This is a genomic window from Streptomyces roseicoloratus, assembly GCF_004117935.1.
In the GTDB taxonomy this organism is placed as follows: Bacteria; Actinomycetota; Actinomycetes; order Streptomycetales; family Streptomycetaceae; genus Streptomyces; species Streptomyces roseicoloratus.
Genome location: NZ_SDOY01000125.1, coordinates 1 through 19,583, shown reverse-complemented (window position 1 = coordinate 19,583; position 19,583 = coordinate 1). Strand labels below are relative to the sequence as shown.

At 73.4% G+C, this 19,583-nt stretch carries 19 protein-coding genes and 1 pseudogene; 9 read left to right on the top strand and 11 right to left on the bottom strand.

Annotated features, from left to right (window positions below; all coding sequences use genetic code 11):
* The 3 genes and pseudogenes from ESG85_RS35040 to ESG85_RS18565 form a co-directional block, all read left to right on the top strand.
* Window positions 1-1,523 (top strand): annotated as a pseudogene (locus tag ESG85_RS35040) (hypothetical protein); the annotation flags it as partial.
* 115 nt (window positions 1,524-1,638) lie between these two features.
* Window positions 1,639-2,541, top strand: coding sequence for an alpha/beta fold hydrolase (locus tag ESG85_RS18570; RefSeq protein ID WP_128980656.1), 903 nt, complete (start codon window positions 1,639-1,641; stop codon window positions 2,539-2,541).
* Window positions 2,542-2,887: 346 nt separating this feature from the next.
* Entirely contained in the window at window positions 2,888-3,040 is a 153-nt protein-coding gene (locus tag ESG85_RS18565) for a hypothetical protein (RefSeq protein WP_128980654.1), read from the top strand.
* A 129-nt stretch (window positions 3,041-3,169) separates the two neighbouring features.
* On the opposite strand, the gene ESG85_RS18560 is transcribed toward ESG85_RS18565, so the two are convergent.
* From ESG85_RS18560 to ESG85_RS18540, 4 genes are all read right to left on the bottom strand, one after another.
* The gene (locus tag ESG85_RS18560) at window positions 3,170-3,775 is read right to left on the bottom strand and encodes a MarC family protein (RefSeq protein ID WP_128980652.1); all 606 of its coding nucleotides are present in this window, start codon (window positions 3,773-3,775) and stop codon (window positions 3,170-3,172) included.
* A 467-nt stretch (window positions 3,776-4,242) separates the two neighbouring features.
* Window positions 4,243-5,103 carry a PHP domain-containing protein gene (locus ESG85_RS18550; RefSeq protein WP_128980650.1) on the bottom strand — a complete coding sequence of 287 codons (861 nt, stop codon included), beginning with the start codon at window positions 5,101-5,103 and terminating at the stop codon, window positions 4,243-4,245.
* A 264-nt stretch (window positions 5,104-5,367) separates the two neighbouring features.
* On the bottom strand, window positions 5,368-6,006 hold the full coding sequence (locus tag ESG85_RS18545; RefSeq protein ID WP_128980648.1) for a DUF6758 family protein: 639 nt from the start codon (window positions 6,004-6,006) through the stop codon (window positions 5,368-5,370).
* 146 nt (window positions 6,007-6,152) lie between these two features.
* A complete protein-coding gene (locus ESG85_RS18540; RefSeq protein ID WP_128980646.1) occupies window positions 6,153-6,743 on the bottom strand; it encodes a suppressor of fused domain protein in 591 nt (196 codons plus the stop codon).
* A gap of 432 nt (window positions 6,744-7,175) precedes the next feature.
* Between ESG85_RS18540 and ESG85_RS18530 the strand changes: the two genes are divergently transcribed.
* Together ESG85_RS18530 and ESG85_RS18525 are read left to right on the top strand one after the other, a co-directional pair.
* Entirely contained in the window at window positions 7,176-8,315 is a 1,140-nt protein-coding gene (locus ESG85_RS18530; protein WP_128980644.1) for a magnesium and cobalt transport protein CorA, read from the top strand.
* Between the two features lie 30 nt (window positions 8,316-8,345).
* Complete coding sequence (locus ESG85_RS18525; RefSeq protein WP_128980642.1) at window positions 8,346-8,864, top strand: hypothetical protein; 519 nt, start codon at window positions 8,346-8,348, stop codon at window positions 8,862-8,864.
* 104 nt (window positions 8,865-8,968) lie between these two features.
* Here the strand turns inward: ESG85_RS18525 and ESG85_RS18520 are convergent, their stop codons facing one another.
* Window positions 8,969-9,775 carry a hypothetical protein gene (locus tag ESG85_RS18520; protein WP_128980640.1) on the bottom strand — a complete coding sequence of 269 codons (807 nt, stop codon included), beginning with the start codon at window positions 9,773-9,775 and terminating at the stop codon, window positions 8,969-8,971.
* A 219-nt stretch (window positions 9,776-9,994) separates the two neighbouring features.
* On the opposite strand from ESG85_RS18520, the gene ESG85_RS18515 reads away from it, so the two are divergent.
* From ESG85_RS18515 to ESG85_RS18505, 3 genes are all read left to right on the top strand, one after another.
* Window positions 9,995-11,263 carry a magnesium transporter MgtE N-terminal domain-containing protein gene (locus ESG85_RS18515; RefSeq protein WP_128980638.1) on the top strand — a complete coding sequence of 423 codons (1,269 nt, stop codon included), beginning with the start codon at window positions 9,995-9,997 and terminating at the stop codon, window positions 11,261-11,263.
* On the top strand, window positions 11,256-11,852 hold the full coding sequence (locus ESG85_RS18510; protein ID WP_128980636.1) for a DUF1003 domain-containing protein: 597 nt from the start codon (window positions 11,256-11,258) through the stop codon (window positions 11,850-11,852). The genes ESG85_RS18515 and ESG85_RS18510 overlap by 8 nt, the downstream gene beginning before the upstream one ends.
* 78 nt (window positions 11,853-11,930) lie before the next feature.
* On the top strand, window positions 11,931-13,064 hold the full coding sequence (locus ESG85_RS18505) for an Mrp/NBP35 family ATP-binding protein (RefSeq protein ID WP_128980634.1): 1,134 nt from the start codon (window positions 11,931-11,933) through the stop codon (window positions 13,062-13,064).
* Window positions 13,065-13,165: 101 nt separating this feature from the next.
* Here ESG85_RS18505 and ESG85_RS18500 read toward each other — a convergent pair whose 3' ends face one another.
* The 5 genes from ESG85_RS18500 to sigE all read right to left on the bottom strand — a co-directional run bounded on the left by ESG85_RS18500 (window position 13,166) and on the right by sigE (window position 17,890).
* Complete coding sequence (locus tag ESG85_RS18500; protein WP_128980632.1) at window positions 13,166-13,768, bottom strand: hypothetical protein; 603 nt, start codon at window positions 13,766-13,768, stop codon at window positions 13,166-13,168.
* Between the two features lie 74 nt (window positions 13,769-13,842).
* Complete coding sequence (locus tag ESG85_RS18495; protein ID WP_128980629.1) at window positions 13,843-14,298, bottom strand: sec-independent translocase; 456 nt, start codon at window positions 14,296-14,298, stop codon at window positions 13,843-13,845.
* Between the two features lie 175 nt (window positions 14,299-14,473).
* Entirely contained in the window at window positions 14,474-16,303 is a 1,830-nt protein-coding gene (locus tag ESG85_RS18490) for a trypsin-like peptidase domain-containing protein (RefSeq protein WP_128980627.1), read from the bottom strand.
* A gap of 100 nt (window positions 16,304-16,403) precedes the next feature.
* Window positions 16,404-17,135, bottom strand: a complete 732-nt coding sequence (locus ESG85_RS18485; RefSeq protein ID WP_128980625.1) for an anti-sigma factor family protein — start codon at window positions 17,133-17,135, stop codon at window positions 16,404-16,406.
* Window positions 17,132-17,890 (bottom strand): RNA polymerase sigma factor SigE, encoded by a 759-nt coding sequence (gene sigE / locus ESG85_RS18480; RefSeq protein ID WP_128980623.1) that lies wholly within the window; start codon window positions 17,888-17,890, stop codon window positions 17,132-17,134. The genes ESG85_RS18485 and sigE overlap by 4 nt, the downstream gene beginning before the upstream one ends.
* Before the next feature lie 151 nt (window positions 17,891-18,041).
* Here sigE and ESG85_RS18475 point away from each other — a divergent pair, with 151 nt between their 5' ends.
* Window positions 18,042-18,713, top strand: a complete 672-nt coding sequence (locus ESG85_RS18475; protein ID WP_181019064.1) for an O-methyltransferase — start codon at window positions 18,042-18,044, stop codon at window positions 18,711-18,713.
* 19 nt (window positions 18,714-18,732) lie between these two features.
* Here the strand turns inward: ESG85_RS18475 and ESG85_RS18470 are convergent.
* On the bottom strand, window positions 18,733-19,583 hold an 851-nt coding region (locus tag ESG85_RS18470; protein ID WP_128978292.1), incomplete at its 5' end, for an IS982 family transposase.

Here is a 19,583-nt window from a genome sequence, read left to right as displayed (position 1 = left end):
GCACGCGCGGCGCCGCCCCGTCGGGCGGCATCCCGGTCGCGGGCGCCCAGCCCACGACGGCCGCCGTGACCGCGGCGCCGGAAGCCCCCGCCGCCGAGGCTCCCGCGACGGAGACCGCCGTCGTGAACACCGCCGCGGAGACCGCCGTCGCCGAGACGCCCGTCGCCGAGACGCCCGTCGTCGAGACGCCCGTCGCCGAGACCCCGGTGACGGAGCCGCGCACGCGACGCCGTACGCGCAAGCCGCAGGCGGAGAGGTCCGCCGAGGCGGCTCCGGCGGCCGAGGCCGCGCCGACTGTCGAGGCTGCCGCTCCGGCCGCCGAGACCGAGCCCGTCGCCAAGACCGAGCCCGTCGCCGACGCTGCCGCTCCGGCTGCCGCTCCCGTCGCCAAGGCGGAGCCCGCCGCCGTCGAAGCGCCGGCTGCCGCCGAGGCCCGGCCGCGGCGCCGTCGTGGCCGTGGCGGCCGGTCGGAGGCCGCCGCGCCGGTGGCCGCCGCACCCGCTCCGGTCGAGGCACCGGCCCCGCGCCGGCGCCGGGTGCGTCCGCGTCCGCGTCCGGCCGAGGAGACCGTGACGTTCCAGACGGTCGAGACAGCCGCCGCCGCGCTGGCCGCCTCCGCGAACACCGCGACGGTGCCCGCGCAGACGACCGCCGAACCGAAGGTCGTCGAGCAGAAGACCGCCGCGCCGAAGAAGGCGGAGCCGAAGGCCGCCGCTGCGGCCGCCACCGTCGCGACCGCCGTGACGGTGCCGGCCCAGGCCTCCGAGCCGGTGGCCGCCACCGCGCCGTCGGGGCCCCGGCCGCGCCGCCGCGCGACCCGTCCGGTGACCAGCACGGCCCCGGCCGTCGAAGCCCCGGCCGCGCCGGAGCCGGTCGCCGCCGCCCCGGTCGAGGAGCCGAAGCCGCGCCGTCGGGCGACCCGCCGGGCGTCGAGCCCGGTGACGTCGACGCCGGACGCGAGTGCCGTGGTGGTCGTCGCCGAGGAACCGCAGGCCGCCGAGCCGCAGGCCGCCGAGCCGCAGGCCGAGGAGCCGAAGAAGGCCGCGCCGCGCAAGCGGGCCGCCAAGAAGGCCGTCGCGACGGTCGAGACCGTCGCCGAGGTGGCGGAGACCGTCGCCGAGGAGCCGAAGAAGGCCGCCCCGCGCAAGCGCACTACCCGGAAGGCCGCCGCCAGGCCCGAGGCCGTGGAGACCTCCACCGCCGAGGAGCCGAAGGCGGAGGACGCGAAGGCCGAGGAGCCGAAGAAGGCCGCGCCGCGCAAGCGGGTCGCCAAGAAGGTCGCCGAGGCCGTCGCCGAGGTGGTCGAGGCCGTCGAGGCCGCGCCGAAGGCCCCGCGCAAGCGCGCGGCCAGGAAGGCCGTCGCGGCCGAGGCGCCGGACGCGTCGGAGCCGAAGACCACGACGACCCGTCGTCGTACGACGAAGAAGGCCGCGGCGGAGCAGCCCGCCGAGGCGGCGGAGGCCGCGCCGAAGGCCCCGCGCAAGCGGACCGCCAAGAAGGCGGCCGCCCAGCCGGAGGCGTGACACCGGCACGTCCCGCCACCGCGGCCCCGGCCCTCGGAAACGAGCGCCGGGGCCGCGGTGCGTGCGGGCGCCCGCCCGCTCCGACACCGGCGGGCGCTGCGGTTACAGTCCCTGTATGAGCAAGCCCCGGTCCCTCGCGCTGCCGCCCCGTACCCGTGGCTACCGTCTGGCCACCGCCCGGGGCGAGTTCGCCGTGCTCGACGCACAGCCGGCCGGCCGGCGGCACGGGACCGTCCTGCTGCTGCCCGGGTACACCGGGAGCAAGGAGGACTTCCTCGCGCTCCTCGGACCGCTGGGCGAGGCCGGCTACCGCGCGGTCGCCGTCGACGGGCGCGGGCAGCACGAGTCGCCCGGGCCGCGCGGCCGGGCCGCGTACCGGCGCAAGGCGCTGGCGCTCGACGCGGTGGCGCAGGCGGCGGCCCTCGGGGACGGGCCGGTGCACCTGCTGGGGCACTCGTTCGGCGGGCTCGTGGCCCGTGCGGCGGCCGGTCTCGCGCCGGACGCGTTCGTCTCGCTGACCCTGCTGTCCTCCGGCCCCGGCCGGGTGGCCCGCCCGCAGCGGATCCGCGTCCTGGCGTTGCGGGGCGCGCTCGCTCTGCTGCCGAAGGAGCGGGTGTGGCAGGCGACGCGCTGGCTGGACGGCCGGGGCGAGGAGCCGGGTGTGGCGGATCCGCCGGAGATCGTGCGGTTCCTGCGCCGGCGCTGGATGCGGACCCGGATCGCGCAGCTCTCCGGCGCCGGCCGGCTGCTGCTCGGCGACCCGGACGGCACCGAGGCCCTGCGCACGCTGCCGTTCCCGCTGCACATCGCGTACGGCGACGAGGAGATGGTCTGGCCGGTGCCGGACCTGGCGGCGGCGGCAGCCCGTACCGGCGCGCACCACACCGTGGTACGCGGTGCCGGGCACTCCCCCAACGTCTCGCACCCGGAGGAGCTGGCGGAGCGGCTCGCCGCGTTCTGGGACGGGATCCCGGGGCGGATCACCGCGGTGGCGCAGGCGGAGGCCCGGCGGGTCTAGGGCGTGTGGCGAAAGTCCCGCCCGCCCTGCGGGCAGACGACGCCGCTTCCGACACACGCCCCGGCCTGCCCCTCCGGAGGACGCGGCCGGGCCGGACGGCCGGCGGCGCCGCCACGACCGGCGGCAACCCGGACGAAGCGCGCCCGTCACGCGCGTCGGCGAGGATGGGAGGAGGCCCGCGCAGGGCCGGACCGCCGTCCCGATCGCGGTCGGCGCTACCCACCAGTATTTAGCCAGGCGAAAAATTTCCTTAGCGTAGGGAATGTTTGCAGGCTGCATGTCGTTGGACAGGTACGTAACCCAGTTCTCCGCCTAGGAGGAACACCTCAGACGAAGGGAGAAGCCCATGCGCTTCGAAATCCTGCGACTCGACGACATCGACGGCACGCCCGTCGACCGGACGGTCGTGGACGCCGCCTCCGTCAACCGGATCGTGCAGCAGGCCGCCTCGATCGGCCAGCGCATCTGGATCCGCCCCGCCGAGACCACGGCCTCGTAAGGCCACGGTCACACCACACGCACCGCGCCCCCGCACGGACTCCGTCATCGGAATCCGTACGGGGGCGCAGTGGCGTCCGGCCGCACGGGGACGGCGAGGGCGTCCGGCCGCGTGGCGACCGGTGAGGCCTCAGGCCCCCTGGATCACCTGGGTGACGCCGTTGATGATCTGCTGCACGGCGATCGCGGCGAGCATCATGCCGGCCAGGCGCGTCACCAGGACGACGCCGCCGTCCTTGATGACCCGGATGATCAGCAGCGAGTAGCGCATGGTCAGCCACAGCACCACGTGCATGGCGACGATCGCCGCCCAGACGGAGACCTGCGCGGCGGCACCGTCGGCGTGCTGCACGGCGAGGATGACCGACACGATCGCGCCGGGTCCGGCGAGCAGCGGCATGCCGAGCGGGACGAGCGCGACGTTGACGTCCTTGGTCTGCTTGGGCTCGTCGGTCTGGCCGGTCAGGAGGCTCAGCGCGATCAGCAGCAGGAGCAGACCGCCCGCGATCATCAGCGCGGGGACGGAGACGTGCAGATAGGCCAGGATCTGCTGGCCCAGGATGCCGAAGACGCTGATGACGCTGAAGGCGACGGCCACGGCCTGCCAGGCCATGCGGCGCTGGACCTTGGCGGCGCGGCCGGAGGTGAGGGCGAGGAAGATCGGCGTGATCCCGGGCGGGTCCATGATCACGAAGAGGGTCAGGAAGAGCGAGCCGAAGACGGCGACGTCGAACACGGTGAAGGCCTTGCGCGAAAGGGGTGTACACGAACGTCCGGAACTGGGGATTCCGGAGAGTGGGCAGGGTGATGCCCGACGGGAAGGAGGAAGAAGGCGGCGGACCTGAGCCGAGGACGGGAGGCCGGGGGGGCCGGGGTGCCGGGGGCGGGGAGGCCGGGGGCCGGGAAGCCGTGCGCCGAGGCCGGCGCCGGAGCCCGCGGGCACTCGCCGCGGGACGGCGTGGCGCCGCGGCTCGTGACTCCACGGGTTCCGCGGGTTTCAGGGGCTTCGGGGGCTCCGTACGCTCCCTGGGCTCCGTGACGGACCGTGGGCCCCGCACCCTTCGGCGCCGGCACCGAGGGGTGCACGGCGACCGGCGGCGCGAAGCCCGCGGGCCCTCGGGCCCCGTGCACGGGGCCCGGAGCCTTGCCCCCGGGCAGGGGGTACGGCGCCGGCCCGGCAGGGCTCAGGTCTCCGGACGGGTCCTAGGCGCGTCCGCCCGCGCCCGGCACGGGGAAGGCGCCGGCGGCACGGCGGGTGATCTCGCCGTAGATCTCGGGGTCGGTGGTGTAGTCGCCGAGGCCGACGGTCTTGCGGCTGCCGTGGTAGTCGCTGGAGCCGGTGACCAGCAGGCCCAGCTCCTTCGCCAGGCCGCGCAGCCGCGCCCGGGTCGGTTCGTCGTGCTCCATGTGGTCCACCTCGATGCCGTCGAGACCGGCCGCGGCCAGCTCGGCGATGGCGGACTCGGGCACGCACTCGCCGCGCTTGACGGCCAGCGGGTGGGCGAAGACGGTGACGCCGCCGGCCGCCTTGACCAGGCGGATCGCGTCGAGGGGGTCCAGCTCGTGCTTCTCGACGTACGCGCGGCCGCCGTCGGCCAGCCAGTCGGAGGTGAAGGCGCCGGAGACGTCGGGCACCACGCCGGCCTCGACGAGCGCCTCGGCGACGTGCGGTCGGCCCACGGAGCCGTCGCCGGCGATCCGGGCGACCTGCTCCCAGGTGACGGGGACGCCGAGCTCCTGGAGCTTGGTGACCATCGCGCGGGCCCGCGGCACCCGGTCGTCCCTGACCAGCTCGCGCTCGGCGAGCAGGGCGGGCTCCTCGGGGTCGAAGAGGTACGCCAGCATGTGGAGGCCCACGCCGTCGTAGCGGCAGGAGAGTTCGGCGCCGGTGACGAGGGTGAGGCCTTCGGGCAGGGCGGCGACGGCCTCCGCGTAGCCGCGCGTGGTGTCGTGGTCGGTCAGCGCCACCACGTCGAGCCCGGCGGCGGCCGCGTTGCGGACCAGCTCGGCCGGGGTGTCCGTGCCGTCGGAGGCGGTGGAGTGGGTGTGCAGATCGATGCGCACGACGTGACTCCAAGGGGCTCCGGGCGGACGGAAGGGACGCTCCAGCATAACGGGCGAATCCAGCACACGCGTACGGATCCCCCGAACCCCTCACCCCTTACTGCCCCACCCTGCCCCCGCCGACAGGCCCGGCGCCTCACCCCGACAGGCCCCGCGCCTCACCTCGACAGGCCCGGCGTCTCACCCCGACCGAGCGCCTCACCACGGCGGCCCGGCACCGCGCGTCGCGCACCGCGTCGCCCCGCACCGGCAGGGCGCGCCGTCCTACGTCAGCAGGCGCGGCGTCAGCGCGCCGCAGGGCAGCAGCTCGACCTCCGAGCCGGCGTCCCGCAGGTCGGTGAGGACCAGCTCGTCGTACATCAGCAGTCCCGACTGCTCGGGCCAGACGATCGCCCACAGCCACAGCCCGCGCGCCTCGCCGGCGAAGACGGCGCGGTCCTGCGGGGCGCCGTTGACGTGCCAGAGCGGGGTCGGGCGGCCGGCGGCGAGCACCTTGACCTGAGGCGGCTTGTCGATGGCCATGCCGGGTCCGGGGTCGGGTCCGTCCATGCCGGCGTACCGCGCGCCGAGGCCGACGCCGAGTTCCTCGGCGACGAGCAGCAGCTCCCCGATGCCGCCGAGCGGCCCGGGGCCGGAGCAGGCGACGGCGGTCGCGCGGCCGCCGCTGCGGTCGTCACCTGCGTACGCGACCCCCGTGAAGAGCCATCCGACGGGCAGCGGCCACGGCATCCACACCGGCACGTGGGCCCGGTGCACGACGACGTCGAGGCCCTCGACGCTGGGCGGGATCACGGGTTGTAGCGGGTGCACCGAGCCGTGCACGTCGCACTGCCAGGAGTCGGCGAAGAGACCGGGCGCCCTGACCCGGCCACCGCACTTCGGGCAACTGGGTTCGCCCCTCATAGGGCTCAACGGTCCTACCGCTCGGGCCCCGCGTCAAGGACGATCACCGATGATCACCCGTCCGGCCGGAGCCGTTCCCCCTCCGCCGGACACCGGTCGGGACGGAACGCGCAAGGAAGCGGAAAGCCCACGGACCGGTCGGGAGATCAGTCCAGGGAGACCGACCTGCGCAGCGGATCGCGCAGGTCCGTGCCGTTCGCCAGCCAGCGCTCCTCCAGGGCCTTCGCCCCGTGCACCCGCTTCCACGCCGCCTCGTTCGAGGTCATCGGCAGCAGCGGCAGGAACCGCACCGGGTCCATCGGCTCGTCGAGCTCCAGGTCCTCCACCAGCCCGCCCGGCTCGGCGACCAGGACGGAGCTGAACGCGGCGTCCGGCCACAGCGGCTCGCCCACGTCGAGCGAGGCGCCCGGCGCGACGACCACGCCCTCCACCTGCGGAGTGGCGGCGAGCACCGCGAGCGGGCGCAACACCTTGTCGGTGTCGGCGCGGCCGGCCCGCACGGAGAGCACCAGCTCGGCGCGGGGGCCCTTGACCGGGTCGGCGAGCACCGCGGTGGGGTCGGACATCGGCCGGGCCGACATGCCGAGGGTCGCGTAGCGCACGAGACCGGCTTCGGCGTCGACGAACCGGAGCACCTCGATCCGGTCGGTGCCGAGGAAGGTGATCGCGGCGCGCGCGTCCGGCTCGCCGAGGGCGGTGCGGAGCCGGGCGTCGACCAGAGCGAGAATTTCTGCCATGCGGCGAGCATAAAGCGCGTATGGAACGGGCAAAGTAAGGGATTGACCCTCAGTCGGCTGATAGTCTTTGGCACTGGTCGGGATACCCGACTGCTCGTCACACGTCATCCCTCACGAGGGACCGGCCGGAGGAGGTGGGACTGCGATGGACCGAAGTCGGTCGGGCAGTACCAGCCGCTCTTCCGCCGCCCCGCACCCGAGCCCGGTGCGTTCCTCCCTCCGGTGACGTGAGGACCCTCGCGGATCTCTCCCGCGGGCCCCTTCCTTCCCGGTAGCTCGCACGACGGAAGAGCACCTCTCTTTTCCTGTCTGTAGCGAACGCCGTCACCGCGATCCTCCGGTGCCGCCCGCTTTGTGGACGACGTAAGCTCCACGTCCCCATTCCGGGCTGTGCCACGCTCGCCGACGGCCTCTCCGTGAAGGAGCACGCCCATGTCGATGATCCGTGACCTGCGCGCCGCAGTCCGTCCGTCGCTGCTGCACCCGCTGCGCAGGACCGCCCCGGCCGCCTCCTCCCCGTACGCCAACTACGACGCCACCCGCGACCCCACGGCCGCCAGCGCCGTCGTCGACTGCGCCGTCTACCGCGACGGCCGCCGCGTGGACGACCGCGCCTGCCTCACGCCGCGCGGCGCGATGGCCCAGGTACGGGAGAGCGGCGGCTTCGCCTGGATCGGCCTCCACGAGCCGACCGAGGCCGAATTCGCCGGTATCGCCGCCGAGTTCGGGCTGCACCCGCTCGCCGTCGAGGACGCCGTCCACGCCCACCAGCGGCCCAAGCTGGAGCGGTACGACGACACCCTCTTCACCGTCTTCAAGACGATCCACTACATCGAGCACGCCGAACTCACCGCCACCAGCGAGGTCGTGGAGACCGGCGAGGTCATGGTCTTCACCGGCCCCGACTTCGTCATCACCGTCCGGCACGGCGGCCAGGGCTCGCTGCGCAATCTCCGCCACCGCCTCGAGAGCGAGCCGGAACTCCTCGTCAAGGGCCCGTCCTCCGTGCTCCACGCCATCGCCGACCACGTCGTCGACGGCTACATCGCGGTCGCCGACGCGGTCGAGCTCGACATCGACCAGCTGGAGATCGACGTCTTCTCGCCGGCCGCCAAGGGCGCCACGCGCGGCGCCGACACCGGCCGGATCTACCAGCTCAAGCGCGAGGTCCTGGAGTTCAAGCGGGCCGTGACGCCGTTGCTGCGTCCGATGCAGCTGCTCAGTGAGCGGCCGATGCGGCTGGTGGACCCCGACATCCAGAAGTACTTCCGGGACGTCGCCGACCACCTCGCCCGGGTCCAGGAGCAGGTCGTCGCCTTCGACGAGCTGCTCAACTCGATCCTCCAGGCCAACCTGGCGCAGGCGACCGTCGCCCAGAACGAGGACATGCGCAAGATCACCTCGTGGGCGGCGATCGTCGCCGTCCCGACGGCGGTCTGCGGCGTCTACGGCATGAACTTCGACCACATGCCGGAGCTCCACTGGAAGTACGGCTACCCGATGGTGCTCGGCGGCATCGCCGTCATCTGCTTCGCCATCCACCGCACCCTCAAGCGCAACGGCTGGCTGTAGGCGGCGGAGCGCGGTCGATAGGCTTCGGCCATGACCGACACGCTGCTCTCCGCCGCCCTCGTCGAGGAGGCCGCCAAGAAGTCCGGCCTCATCTGGGTGCGGGGCGAGGCCCCGGCCGCCCGGCCGCTCTGGCACGTGTGGCACGACGGCGCCGCGCACGTCGTCGGCGACGGGCCCGGCGAGCAGCCGCTGCCCGGCCTGCGCGACGGCGGCACCGCCGAGGTCACCGTGCGCAGCAAGGAGAAGGGCGGCCGGATCGTCGCCTGGACCGCCGGCGTACGCGAGCTGACGCCGGGTACGGAGGAGTGGGGCGCGGCCGTCGCCGAGCTGAAGGGCAAGCGGCTGAACGCGCCCGACGGCGAGGCGATGCCGGAGCGCTGGGCCCGCGAGTGCCGGCTGGTGCGGCTCGACCCGCGCACCGCGACCACCGAACTGCCGGACGGCTCGCTGGCCGCCGTACCGCTGCCGTCCCCGGGCGTCACCCGCCGGCCGGTCCCGGCGGGACTGCCGAAGCTCCTGCTGAAGCGGAAGCGCCGCCGCAAGGCGTAGGGCGCCTCTTCCGGATCGCGGCCGGGTCCGGAAGAAGCGCCCCGGGCGTCCGCCCGGTACGGGCGCCACGGCGCCGGCGGGCCCGCGCCCGGACGGCGCCGGGCCTACGTACGCGGCAGCTGCTTGCCGTAGTCGAGGGTCTGGCCCTTGGCGGGCTCGGTGAGCGGGAAGTCCTTGTCCCACTCGGAGAGGATCACCACGCCCGCGCCGCCGGCGCGCGCGAAGCGCAACGGGAAGGGCGTGCCCTGCAGGGAGACGTCGAGGGAGCCGCCCTCGCCGTCCTCGCCGCCCCGGACGTTGATGGTGCGCACGCCGCCGATCTTGTCGTAGTCGCCCTTGACGAGGTCACCGTGCAGCCCGATGAGGCCGTCGAGCAGCAGGTTCATGTCGGTGAAGCCGCGCAGCTGCTTGTACGAGGGGTCGTCCTGGGGCACCTTCACGTACATGTCGTCGAGCTTGTCGGCGGCCTCGGAACCGGCGTCGTCGGAGCCGGAGCCCGATCCCGACGCGGGCGCGGGCTTGGCGGACGTCTTGCCGCCCGTGCCCTCCCGGTCGTCGTGCTCCCAGAAGGACGCGTCGGCCTTCAGATAGAGCGCCTCGCCGACCCGCAGCAGCTCGAAGGTGCTGTTCTTCGTGGTCACCGAGCCCGTCGCGCCGTCGTCCTTCAGACGCATGTTGAGCTTGTACGTGCCGCCCTTGCTGACCAGCGTGCCGGACAGCCGCACCGCCTTCGCCGCGTCCGCCGCCGCCTGGGCCTCGTCCTCGATCGCCGTCGGGTCGAGCTTCCCGACGCCGTTGGTCCCCTCGTCGGGGTCGGCCGCGCAGGCGGTCAGCGCCGAGGCGAGGCCGACGCACAGCGCCAGCGGAACGACGGCCCCGCGGACGCGCGAGACAGGGCGGAGCACGGTCACCTGGGCACCTCTCGTGACGGTGGGGGACGGGCCGGGCGGAACCGGAGCCGGTGGGGGACGGCAGACCGCAGCGTACCCGGGACGGGCGGCCGCTCCGCAGGCAGCCGTACGGGCGCCCTGCCGAAGCGGGGCCGGTCGGCACGGGCTAGCCTGAACCCGGCAAGCCGGGCAACGGCCCCGGACCGACCCGAATCGTGCGGCACCGAGGAGGCGCGTGGCATGGCGGCAGGCGCCCCCCGGATCTTCGTCTCCCATCTCGCCGGGGTCCCCGTCTTCGACCCGGTCGGCGACCAGGTGGGCCGGGTCAGCGACCTGGTGGCGATGCTGCGCGTGGGCCGCCGTCCGCCGCGGCTGCTCGGCATGGTCGTCGAAGTGCTGTCGCGGCGCCGGGTCTTCGTGCCCATGACCCGGATCACCGGCGTCGAGTCCGGGCAGGTCATCACCACGGGCGTGGTGAACATGCGCCGCTTCGAACAGCGCCCGACCGAGCGGCTCGTGCTCGGCGAACTGCTCGACCGGCGGGTGACGCTGGTCGAGAGCGACGAGGAGGTCACCGTCCTCGACGTGGCGATCCAGCAGCTGCCCGCCCGCCGCGACTGGGAGATCGACAAGGTCTTCGTGCGGCGCGGCAAGGGCGGGGCACTGCGCCGGAAGGGCGAGACGCTCACCGTCGACTGGTCCGCCGTCACCGGTTTCTCCCTGGAGGAGCACGGACAGGGCGCCGAGAGCCTGGTCGCCACCTTCGAGAAGCTGCGCCCCGCCGACCTCGCCAACGCGCTGCACCACCTCTCGCCCAAGCGGCGCGCCGAGGTGGCCGTGGCCCTCGACGACGACCGGCTCGCGGACGTCCTGGAGGAGCTGCCGGAGGACGACCAGATCGAGATCCTGGGCAAGCTGAAGGAGGAGCGGGCCGCCGACGTCCTGGAGGCCATGGACCCGGACGACGCGGCCGACCTGCTGAACGAGCTCCCGGAGGACGAGAAGGAACGTCTGCTCACGCTGATGCAGCCGGACGACGCCGCGGACGTGCGCCGGCTCATGTCGTACGAGGAGCGCACCGCCGGCGGTCTGATGAACTCCGAGCCCATCGTGCTGCGCCCGGACGCCACCGTCGCCGACGCGCTGGCGCGGGTGCGCCAGCAGGACCTGCCGCCGGCGCTCGCCGCGCAGGTGTACGTGTGCCGGCCGCCGGACGAGACGCCGACCGGCAAGTACCTGGGCACCGTGCACTTCCAGCGGCTGCTGCGGGACCCTCCGTTCACGCTGGTGAGCTCGCTCGTGGACAGCGATCTGCCGCCGCTCGGCCCGGACACCCCGCTGCCCGCCGTGACCAGCTATTTCGCCGCGTACAACCTCGTGGCGGCGCCGGTGGTGGACGAGAGCGGTTCGCTGCTGGGCGCGGTGACGGTCGACGACGTCCTCGACCACCTGCTGCCGGACGACTGGCGGGAGACGGAGTTCCACGAGGAGGGGGTGCACGGTGGCTGAGCGGGCTCAGGAGCGGGACCGCGAGCGGGAGCGGACGCTGCCGCGGATCCGGCTCGACCAGCCGCGGATGCGGCGGGCGCGGCTGCTGCCGGAGTACGACCCGGAGGCGTTCGGGCGGCTGTCGGAGCGGATCGCCCGCTTCCTGGGGACGGGCCGGTTCATCGTCTGGATGACGGTGATCATCATCGCGTGGGTGGTGTGGAACGTCTCCGTGCCGGACTACCTGCGCTTCGACCAGTACCCGTTCATCTTCCTGACCCTGATGCTCTCCCTCCAGGCCTCGTACGCGGCCCCGCTGATCCTGCTCGCGCAGAACCGGCAGGACGACCGGGACCGGGTCAACCTGGAGCAGGACCGCAAGCAGAACGAGCGCTCGATCGCCGACACCGAGTACCTGACCCGGGAGATCGCGGCGCTGCGGATGGGCCTGGGCGAGGTGGCGACCCGCGACTGGATGCGTTCGGAGCTCCAGGACCTGCTGAAGGAGCTGGAGGACCGCAACGGAGAGCGGCACGGGGAGCGGCAGGGAGAGCGTTCCGCGGACCGGCAGGGCGACCGGTACGGGGAGCGCCGCGATCTATTCCCGTAGACCGGTTCGCTCCGGAGTGACGTACCCGACCGTCAACAGGCTTTCATCAGCCGGTGCCCGTCGCCGTACCATCTCCTTATGGCTACGGAAGACGCGGTGCTCGAAGCACTGGCGACGGTGAACGACCCCGAGATCAACAAACCGATCACCGAGCTCGGCATGGTCAAGTCGGTGGAGATCGCTGACGACGGCAACGTCGCCGTCACGGTCTACCTCACCGTCTCCGGCTGCCCGATGCGCGAAACGATCACCCAGCGCGTCACGGACGCCGTCTCCCGCGTCGAGGGCGTCACCGGCGTGGACGTCTCGCTGGACGTGATGAGCGACGAGCAGCGCAAGGAGCTGGCGTCGGCGCTGCGCGGCACCACCGCCGAGCGCGAGGTCCCCTTCGCCAAGCCGGGCTCGCTGACCCGGGTCTACGCGGTCGCCTCGGGCAAGGGCGGCGTCGGCAAGTCCTCGGTGACGGTCAACCTGGCGGCGGCGATGGCGGCCGACGGTCTGAAGGTCGGCGTCGTGGACGCCGACATCTACGGCCACAGCGTGCCCCGCATGCTCGGCGTGGACGGCAGGCCCACCCAGGTCGAGAACATGATCATGCCGCCGTCGGCGAACGGCGTGAAGGTCATCTCCATCGGCATGTTCACCCCGGGCAACGCGCCGGTCGTCTGGCGCGGCCCGATGCTGCACCGCGCGCTCCAGCAGTTCCTCGCGGACGTGTACTGGGGCGACCTGGACGTGCTGCTGCTCGACCTGCCGCCGGGCACCGGCGACATCGCGATCTCCGTCGCGCAGCTCGTGCCGAACGCGGAGATCCTGGTCGTCACCACCCCGCAGCAGGCGGCGGCCGAGGTCGCCGAGCGGGCCGGGTCGATCGCCGTGCAGACCCATCAGAAGATCGTCGGCGTCGTCGAGAACATGTCGGGCCTGCCGTGCCCGCACTGCGACGAGATGGTCGACGTGTTCGGCACGGGCGGCGGTCAGAAGGTCGCCGACGGCCTGACCAGGACCACGGGCGCGACCGTCCCGGTGCTCGGCGCCATCCCGATCGACGTGCGCCTGCGCGAGGGCGGCGACGAGGGCAAGCCGGTCGTCATCACCGACCCCGACTCCCCCGCGGGCTCCGCCCTGCGCGCCATCGCCGGCAAGCTCGGCGGCCGCCAGCGCGGCCTGTCGGGCATGAGCCTGGGCATCACGCCGCGCAACAAGTTCTGAGCCGACGCGACACACGGAAGGGGCGCCCCGCGGATGTGCGGGGCGCCCCTTCCGCATGTCACGGCCCGGGCCCGGTGGGGGACGACGCCGCCAGGGCTGCCTCAGGCGTACGCGCCCAGGTCCTTCACCTGCGCGAAGCCCAGGCCGTACGCGCTCATCCCCCGCCCGTACGCGCCGATGTGGACGCCCGGGGCCGAGCCGGCGAGCACCCAGCCGAACTCGGACTCGCGGTAGTGGAAGGGCACGGGCACGCCGTCCACGGGCAGGGACAGCGTCGACCAGGCGGGGCCTTCGAGGTCGTCGGCGAGCTCGAAGGCCGTCTCCGTCTGCTGGTCCAGCCAGTTGTCCCGCCGGGCGTGGTCGAGCTGGGCGGGCCAGGTGTGGGCGAGGAGGCCGGAGCCGGCCAGCCAGGCCGCCGAGGAGACCGTGGTGGCGTCCAGGACGCCGGTGCCGTCGCCGGTGCGGCGTACGGGGTTGGCGGCGACCGTCACGACGACCGCGAAGCGCTCCTTCTCCGCGCCGCCGGCCTCGGACTTTATCGACGGCTCGTCACCGTGGCCCAGCGAGCCGTGCTGCACGGTGCCGTCCGCCGCCGTGCCGATCTGCATCAGCCGGCGCGGCCCGGTGAACGCCTCGTCGAGCCCGTACCAGGCGAAGGGTGCGCGCAGAAAGCCGTCGGCTTCCACCCGACTCGTCGTCTTCATCTCGGCCGCCTCCTCGTTGCGTCAACAGAGGGAGGATAGCCACCTGCGCGCAGCGGGTCGGTGACAGGCCGTCGTCAGGTGGCGTCCGCGTCGTACGGCGGGCGCTCGTCGGGGGCCGGCTTGTCCTGCTTCTTCAGCAGGTCCGGGCCGCTGCCGTTGACCGCGGCGGGCGTGGCGGCGGGCGCGGGCGCGGAGGCCGACTCGCGGCCGTGGACGGCGTCGGCGACCTCGTTCATCTCCTTCTTGAGGTCGAAGGTCGAGCGGAGCTCGTTCAGTTCCTTCAGGTCCTCGTTCTCCGCGAGCTGCTTGCGGAGGAAGGTCTTGGGATTGAGGTCCTCGAACTCGAAGTCCTTGAACTCCGGGCCGAGCTCGCTGCGGATGTCCTGCTTGGCGCTGTCCGAGAACTCGCGGACCTTGCGGATGAAGCGCGAGACGTCCTGGATCACCTTCGGCAGCTTCTCGGGTCCGAAGATGAGCACGGCGAGCAGCACGAGCGTCACCAGCTCGAGTGCGCCTATGTCGCTGAACACCCTGTAGCTCCTTCTCGCCGGTCCCGGGCGGCCCGCTCCACGGTACCCGCCGAAACTGTCCGGCGGGTACCGCGTGGGGTCCTGCGCGTTGTCCCACGGGTTGTCCCGTGCGGCGCCCCGCCGGTCGGCCCGGGGCGGCTTCCGGGCGGTGCGGCGCGGTCCCCGCCGGACGGGCTCAGGTGCCCGTGGACGAGCCCAGGGTCAAGGTCTTTGTCTGCTCTTTGCCGTCGCGCGTCACGGTCAGCCGCAGCCGGTCGCCGGGGCGGTGGGCGCGGATCTTCACGATGAGCTCCTCGCCACTGTGGACGCGCTGGCCGTCGACCTTGGTGATCACGTCGCCGGGGCGGATGCCGGCCTTGGCGGCGGGGCTGCCCGGCGTGACGGACGCGGAGCCGCCCTTGCCCTTGTCGCCGACGCGGGCGCCGTCGCCGTTGTACGCCATGTCGAGGCTGACGCCGATGACCGGGTGGGTGGCCTTGCCGGTGTTGATCAGCTCCTCGGCGACCCGCTTGCCCTGGTTGATCGGGATGGCGAAGCCGAGGCCGATCGAGCCGGACTGGCCGCCGCCCTCGCCGGACGAACCGTTGCCCGCGGCGCGGATGGCGCTGTTGATGCCGATGACCCGGGCCTGGGAGTCCACGAGCGGGCCGCCGGAGTTGCCGGGGTTTATCGGGGCGTCGGTCTGGAGGGCGTCGACGTAGCTGACGTCGCTGCCGTCGCCCTTCTCGCCGCCCGCGGTGATCGGCCGCTCCTTGGCGCTGATGATGCCGGCGGTCACGGTGTTGGAGAGGTCGAAGGGCGCGCCGATGGCGACGACCGGGTCGCCGACGCGGACGCCGTCGGAGTTGCCGAGCGGCAGCGGCCTGAGACCGGAGACCCCGCGGACCTGGATCACGGCGAGGTCGTATCCGGTGTCGCGGCCGATGAGCTTGGCGCGGGCCGATTCGCCGTTGCTGAAGGTGACGGAGATCTCGCCGGAGGAGGCCGCCGCGTCCACCACGTGGTTGTTGGTGAGGATGTGGCCGCGGGTGTCGAGCACGAAGCCGGTGCCGGTGCCGGAGGAACCGCTGCCGCTGACGTGGATGGTGACGACGCTGGGCAGCGCCTTGGCAGCGACGGCGGCGACGCTGCCGGGCGCGCGGTCGGTGTCCTCGGCGGCGGCCTGGGGCAGTTCGACCGAGGTGAGGCCGCCGTTGCGCTCGATGTAGGCGCCGACGCCGCCGCCGATGACACCGGTCACGAGGGCGAAGGCGAGCGCGCCGACGAGCGCGAGGCCGCGCCGCGGCTTCCGTGACGCCTTGCCCTCGGCGAGGACGAGCGGCTGCGCACCCCACGGGTCGTACGCGGAGGCCACCGGCGGGGCCGGCTGCGTCGGTGCGGACACCGGGTGCGCGGCGGGCGCCGGGGCCGGTATCGGGCTCGGCGCCTGGGCCGGCGGCGCAGTCGTCGGCACGGGACGCTGGACCGGCGGCGCGGGCGCCCACGGCCCCGGCTCACCATAGGGCGGCGTCCGGTAGGGATCGGGCGCGTGCAGGGGCTGCGGGGCGGCCTGGGGCGGCTGAGCAGCCGGTACGGGCGCGGGCGCGGAGGCCGGCGCGGGCTCGGGAGCCGGCGCGGGCTCGGGAGCCGGCGCGGGGGCGTGGGCGGGCCGGGTCTCGGGCGGGGTGGTGGCCTCCGGCAGGGCGGCCTCGGGCTTCGCGAGCGGCGGGGCGGACTCCGTCCCGGGCCGGACGTCGGAGCCGTCCGCGGCCGGAGCCCTACCATCCGCCGCGGGCTCCGCGAGGGATACGGCGGGCTCAGCTGCCGCCGGCACCGGCGTGAGGGCCGTGGCCGAGTCCGGAACTCCGGCCGTGGCACTGGCGTCCGGGGCCGGATCCCGGGTCGCCGGGGCGGCGAGGGTGAAGTCCGTGTCGTCGGTGGGCGGCTCGGGCGGCCCCACGGGTGCCTCGGCTGTGGTGGCCGTGGTCGACGGCCGGCTCCACCATGTCGGCTTCCCGTTCTTCATGCTCTCCCCGCAACGGATGACCTGTCCGCGCCGCCCGCTTCACCGGGCGGCGCGCCCCTGTCCCTGGATTCAACCAGGTTGGATTCAACCAGGTTGACGGTCAGCGGTGGGAGGGGCCGGGAGCAGGAGTCGGGGCCGGTGACACGGTCGGGAGTCCGGGCTCGTAGGCGAGCCGGAGCGCCGGGCTCATCGGCCGGACGTACAGGGAGAGTTCGACCCGGGCGGGAAGGATCGTCGGTGGCGGTGCGTCCGGGACCGCCTCGCGGCGCGAACCGGACGCGAAGGTCGCCGGCGCCCGCAGCGGTGTGACGTTGCTGCCGTTGCCCTGGCCGCCGCGCGGGCTGTCCATGGACAGGGTGCTGCTCAGCGCGATCGCGGCGAACGAGACCGCGCTGGCCGCCGCGAAGGCGAAGCGCCGCCCCCGCCCCGCGGAGCGTTCACCGACCTCGTGGATGCGGAAGCCCGTGTCCGGGGTGACGGGCGCGGCCGTGGCGAAGCCGCCGGACCGCATGCCGCCGGACCCCATGCCGCCGCCGCCCAACAGGCCGTCGAAAGGTCCGCCCTGGTCGGAGGATCCCCCCGGCAGCCCCTGGAGGCGGGCGAGCAGCCCCTCCGAGGGCGGAGGGGGCGCGGTGGAGGCGAAGACGTTCTTCAGGGTGCGCTGCGCGTCGGCCTCGGCCTTGCAGCGGGCACAGGTGGCGAGATGGGCGAGGACGCGCTCACGGGCGTCATGGCCGAGCTCGCCGTCGACAAGCGCGGCGAGCCGGTCCCCGAGGTGGTGTTCCGCGAGTCGCTGCTCCTCGGGGGTCGCGGAGGGACTGGTTCCGCTCACGCCGTTCCGACCTCCCAGCCCACCCCGGCGAGGGCCCGCTCCTGGCGCGCCTCGGGCGAACGGTGCTTGAGCGCCTTGCGCAGGTGGGAGCGGCCGCGGTGGATGCGGCTGCGGACGGTGCCGAGCTTCACGCCCAGGGTCGCGGCGATCTCCTCGTACGAGAGGCCCTCGATGTCGCAGAGGACGACCGCGGCCCGGAACTCGGGCGCGAGGGTGTCGAGGGCCTGCTGGACGTCGGCGTCGAAGTGCGTGTCGTTGAACGCCTGCTGCGGCGACGGCTCACGGCTCGGCAGCCGCTCGGCGGCGTCGTCGGCGAGCGCGTCGAAGCGGATCCGCTGCTTGCGGCGGACCATGTCCAGGAACAGGTTGGTGGTGATGCGGTGCAGCCAGCCCTCGAAGGTGCCCGGCGTGTACGAGGACAGCGAGCGGAAGACCCGGACGAAGACCTCCTGGGTGAGGTCCTCGGCGTCGTGCTGGTTGCCGGTGAGGCGGTAGGCGAGTCGGTAGACCCGGCCGCTGTGGGTGCTGACGATCTCCTCCCAGCTGGGCGGAGTCCACGCCTGCGATTCCGCATCCGATGCGAAGGTCGCGGTGGTGGGTGCGGAGTCGGCGGTGCGCGAACGGTCAGCGGTGTCAGTCACGGATTTCGGCTCACCCGCCGACCCGAGCAGGCGCCTCAGCACGCCTCTCCGATCCACAGGCGCAGCCGCACCTCCCCTGTCGGCTCTGGTGGTGTCCAGTGGAGCCCCTACCATAGCCACCTCGCCCGTTAGCTCCGGATAAGAATCTTTACGCGAATTTGGGGTCGGCTCGCACCGGAGTCCGTCCTCGCTTCCCGTCCTCTAGTAACGCGCAGTCCCATCTGCGGGTTCCCGCGCTCAGCGGATACAGTCGACGCCTGCGTCAATATGGCGTCGAGGACGGGGACAGGAGAGGGCCATTACCGCCAACCGGCAGACGAGCTTGGCGTTCGCCGACGCCTATGTCGCCGAGGACGAAGCGCTGCGCTGGGCCCGTGACCGGGCCCGCGAGACGGGGCTGCCCTCGGTGTCGCCGGGCACCGGCGCCGCCCTGCGTCTGCTGGCCGCGACGGCGGACGCCAAGGCGGTGGCGGAGATCGGCACCGGCACGGGCGTGTCCGGCATCTACCTGCTGCTCGGGATGCGCCCGGACGGGGTCCTGACCACCGTGGACGTGGAGCCGGAGCGCCAGGCGCACGCGAAGGCGGCGTTCCGCGCGGCGGGTTTCGCGGGCAACCGGGCCCGCTTCATCCCGGGCCGCGCGCTGGACGTCCTGCCGCGGCTCGCGGACGGCGGTTACGACCTGGTGTTCTGCGACGGCGACCGGCTGGAGCTCCTCGACTACCTCGCTGAATCGTTGCGCCTGCTGCGACCTGGCGGTCTGGTCTGCTTCGAGGGCGTCTTCGCGGACGGCCGCACGGTGGACTCGGCGGCCCAGCCGGCGGAGGTGCAGCGGATACGCGAGCTGCTGCGGACGGTACGCGAGAGCCGGGAACTGCTGCCGACGCTGCTGCCGGTGGGCGACGGCCTGCTGTGCGCGGTCCGCAGGGGCGCCTAGATGAATGAGTCCGATGTTTTCAGTGGTCGTAGGCGATCAGTGAGCGTTTGACTGCGGCGCCGGTGGTCCAGTTGTGCCAGATGCCGGCGGCCAGGGCGAGGAGTCGTTGTCCGGTGCGGGCGAAGACACCGGCCGGGGTTCTGCCGCCGTGGTGTTCGAGGCTGAGCTGGCCTTTGAGGGTGTCGATGACGGCCTCGATCCACTGTCGGACCCGGGCGATCTTCCCGTGCCGGACCGGTTCGTCCTTGCGGTCCGGCCGCACGAGGTGGGCGCCGAGGCGCTCGCTGACGAAGGTCTCGAACTCCTTCCCGGCAAAGCCCTTGTCGGCGAGGATCACCTGCCCTTGGCGGACGAGGTGGTGGTCGTGTTCGAGCAGGGCGGCCATCACCTCCCGCTCGCCGATCTTCGGGTTGGCCAGACACCAGGTGACGGGCATGCCCTCGGCGGTGGTGACCAGGTAGAGCCGGAAGCCCCAGAAGAAGCGGGAGTGGCTGCGGCAGTAGCCGTATCCGCAGTGCCCGGCCAGTTCGGAGCGTTTGACGGTCTCGCGGGAGGCCGCGCAGGGCAGCGGGGTGGAGTCGATCAGCCGCAGGTCGTCGTTCCAGGTCGGCACCTGCCGGGCCAGTGCCTCGATCACCTGGCTGATCAGCGGACCTGCGGCGTTGAGGCGCTTGTTGTAGGCGGACTGCTGGGGCAGGTAGCGGAACAGGTGTCCCAGCCGGGCATGCGCGAAGCGGATCCAGTGCCGGGCCGAGGGGAAGCCGAGCAGGACCTGGGCGACGGCCAGGCACAGCAGTTCGGCGTCCGTGAGTTTCGGGGGTCGCCCGATCCGGCGACAAGGCGCCACATGGTCGTCGATGAACACGTACA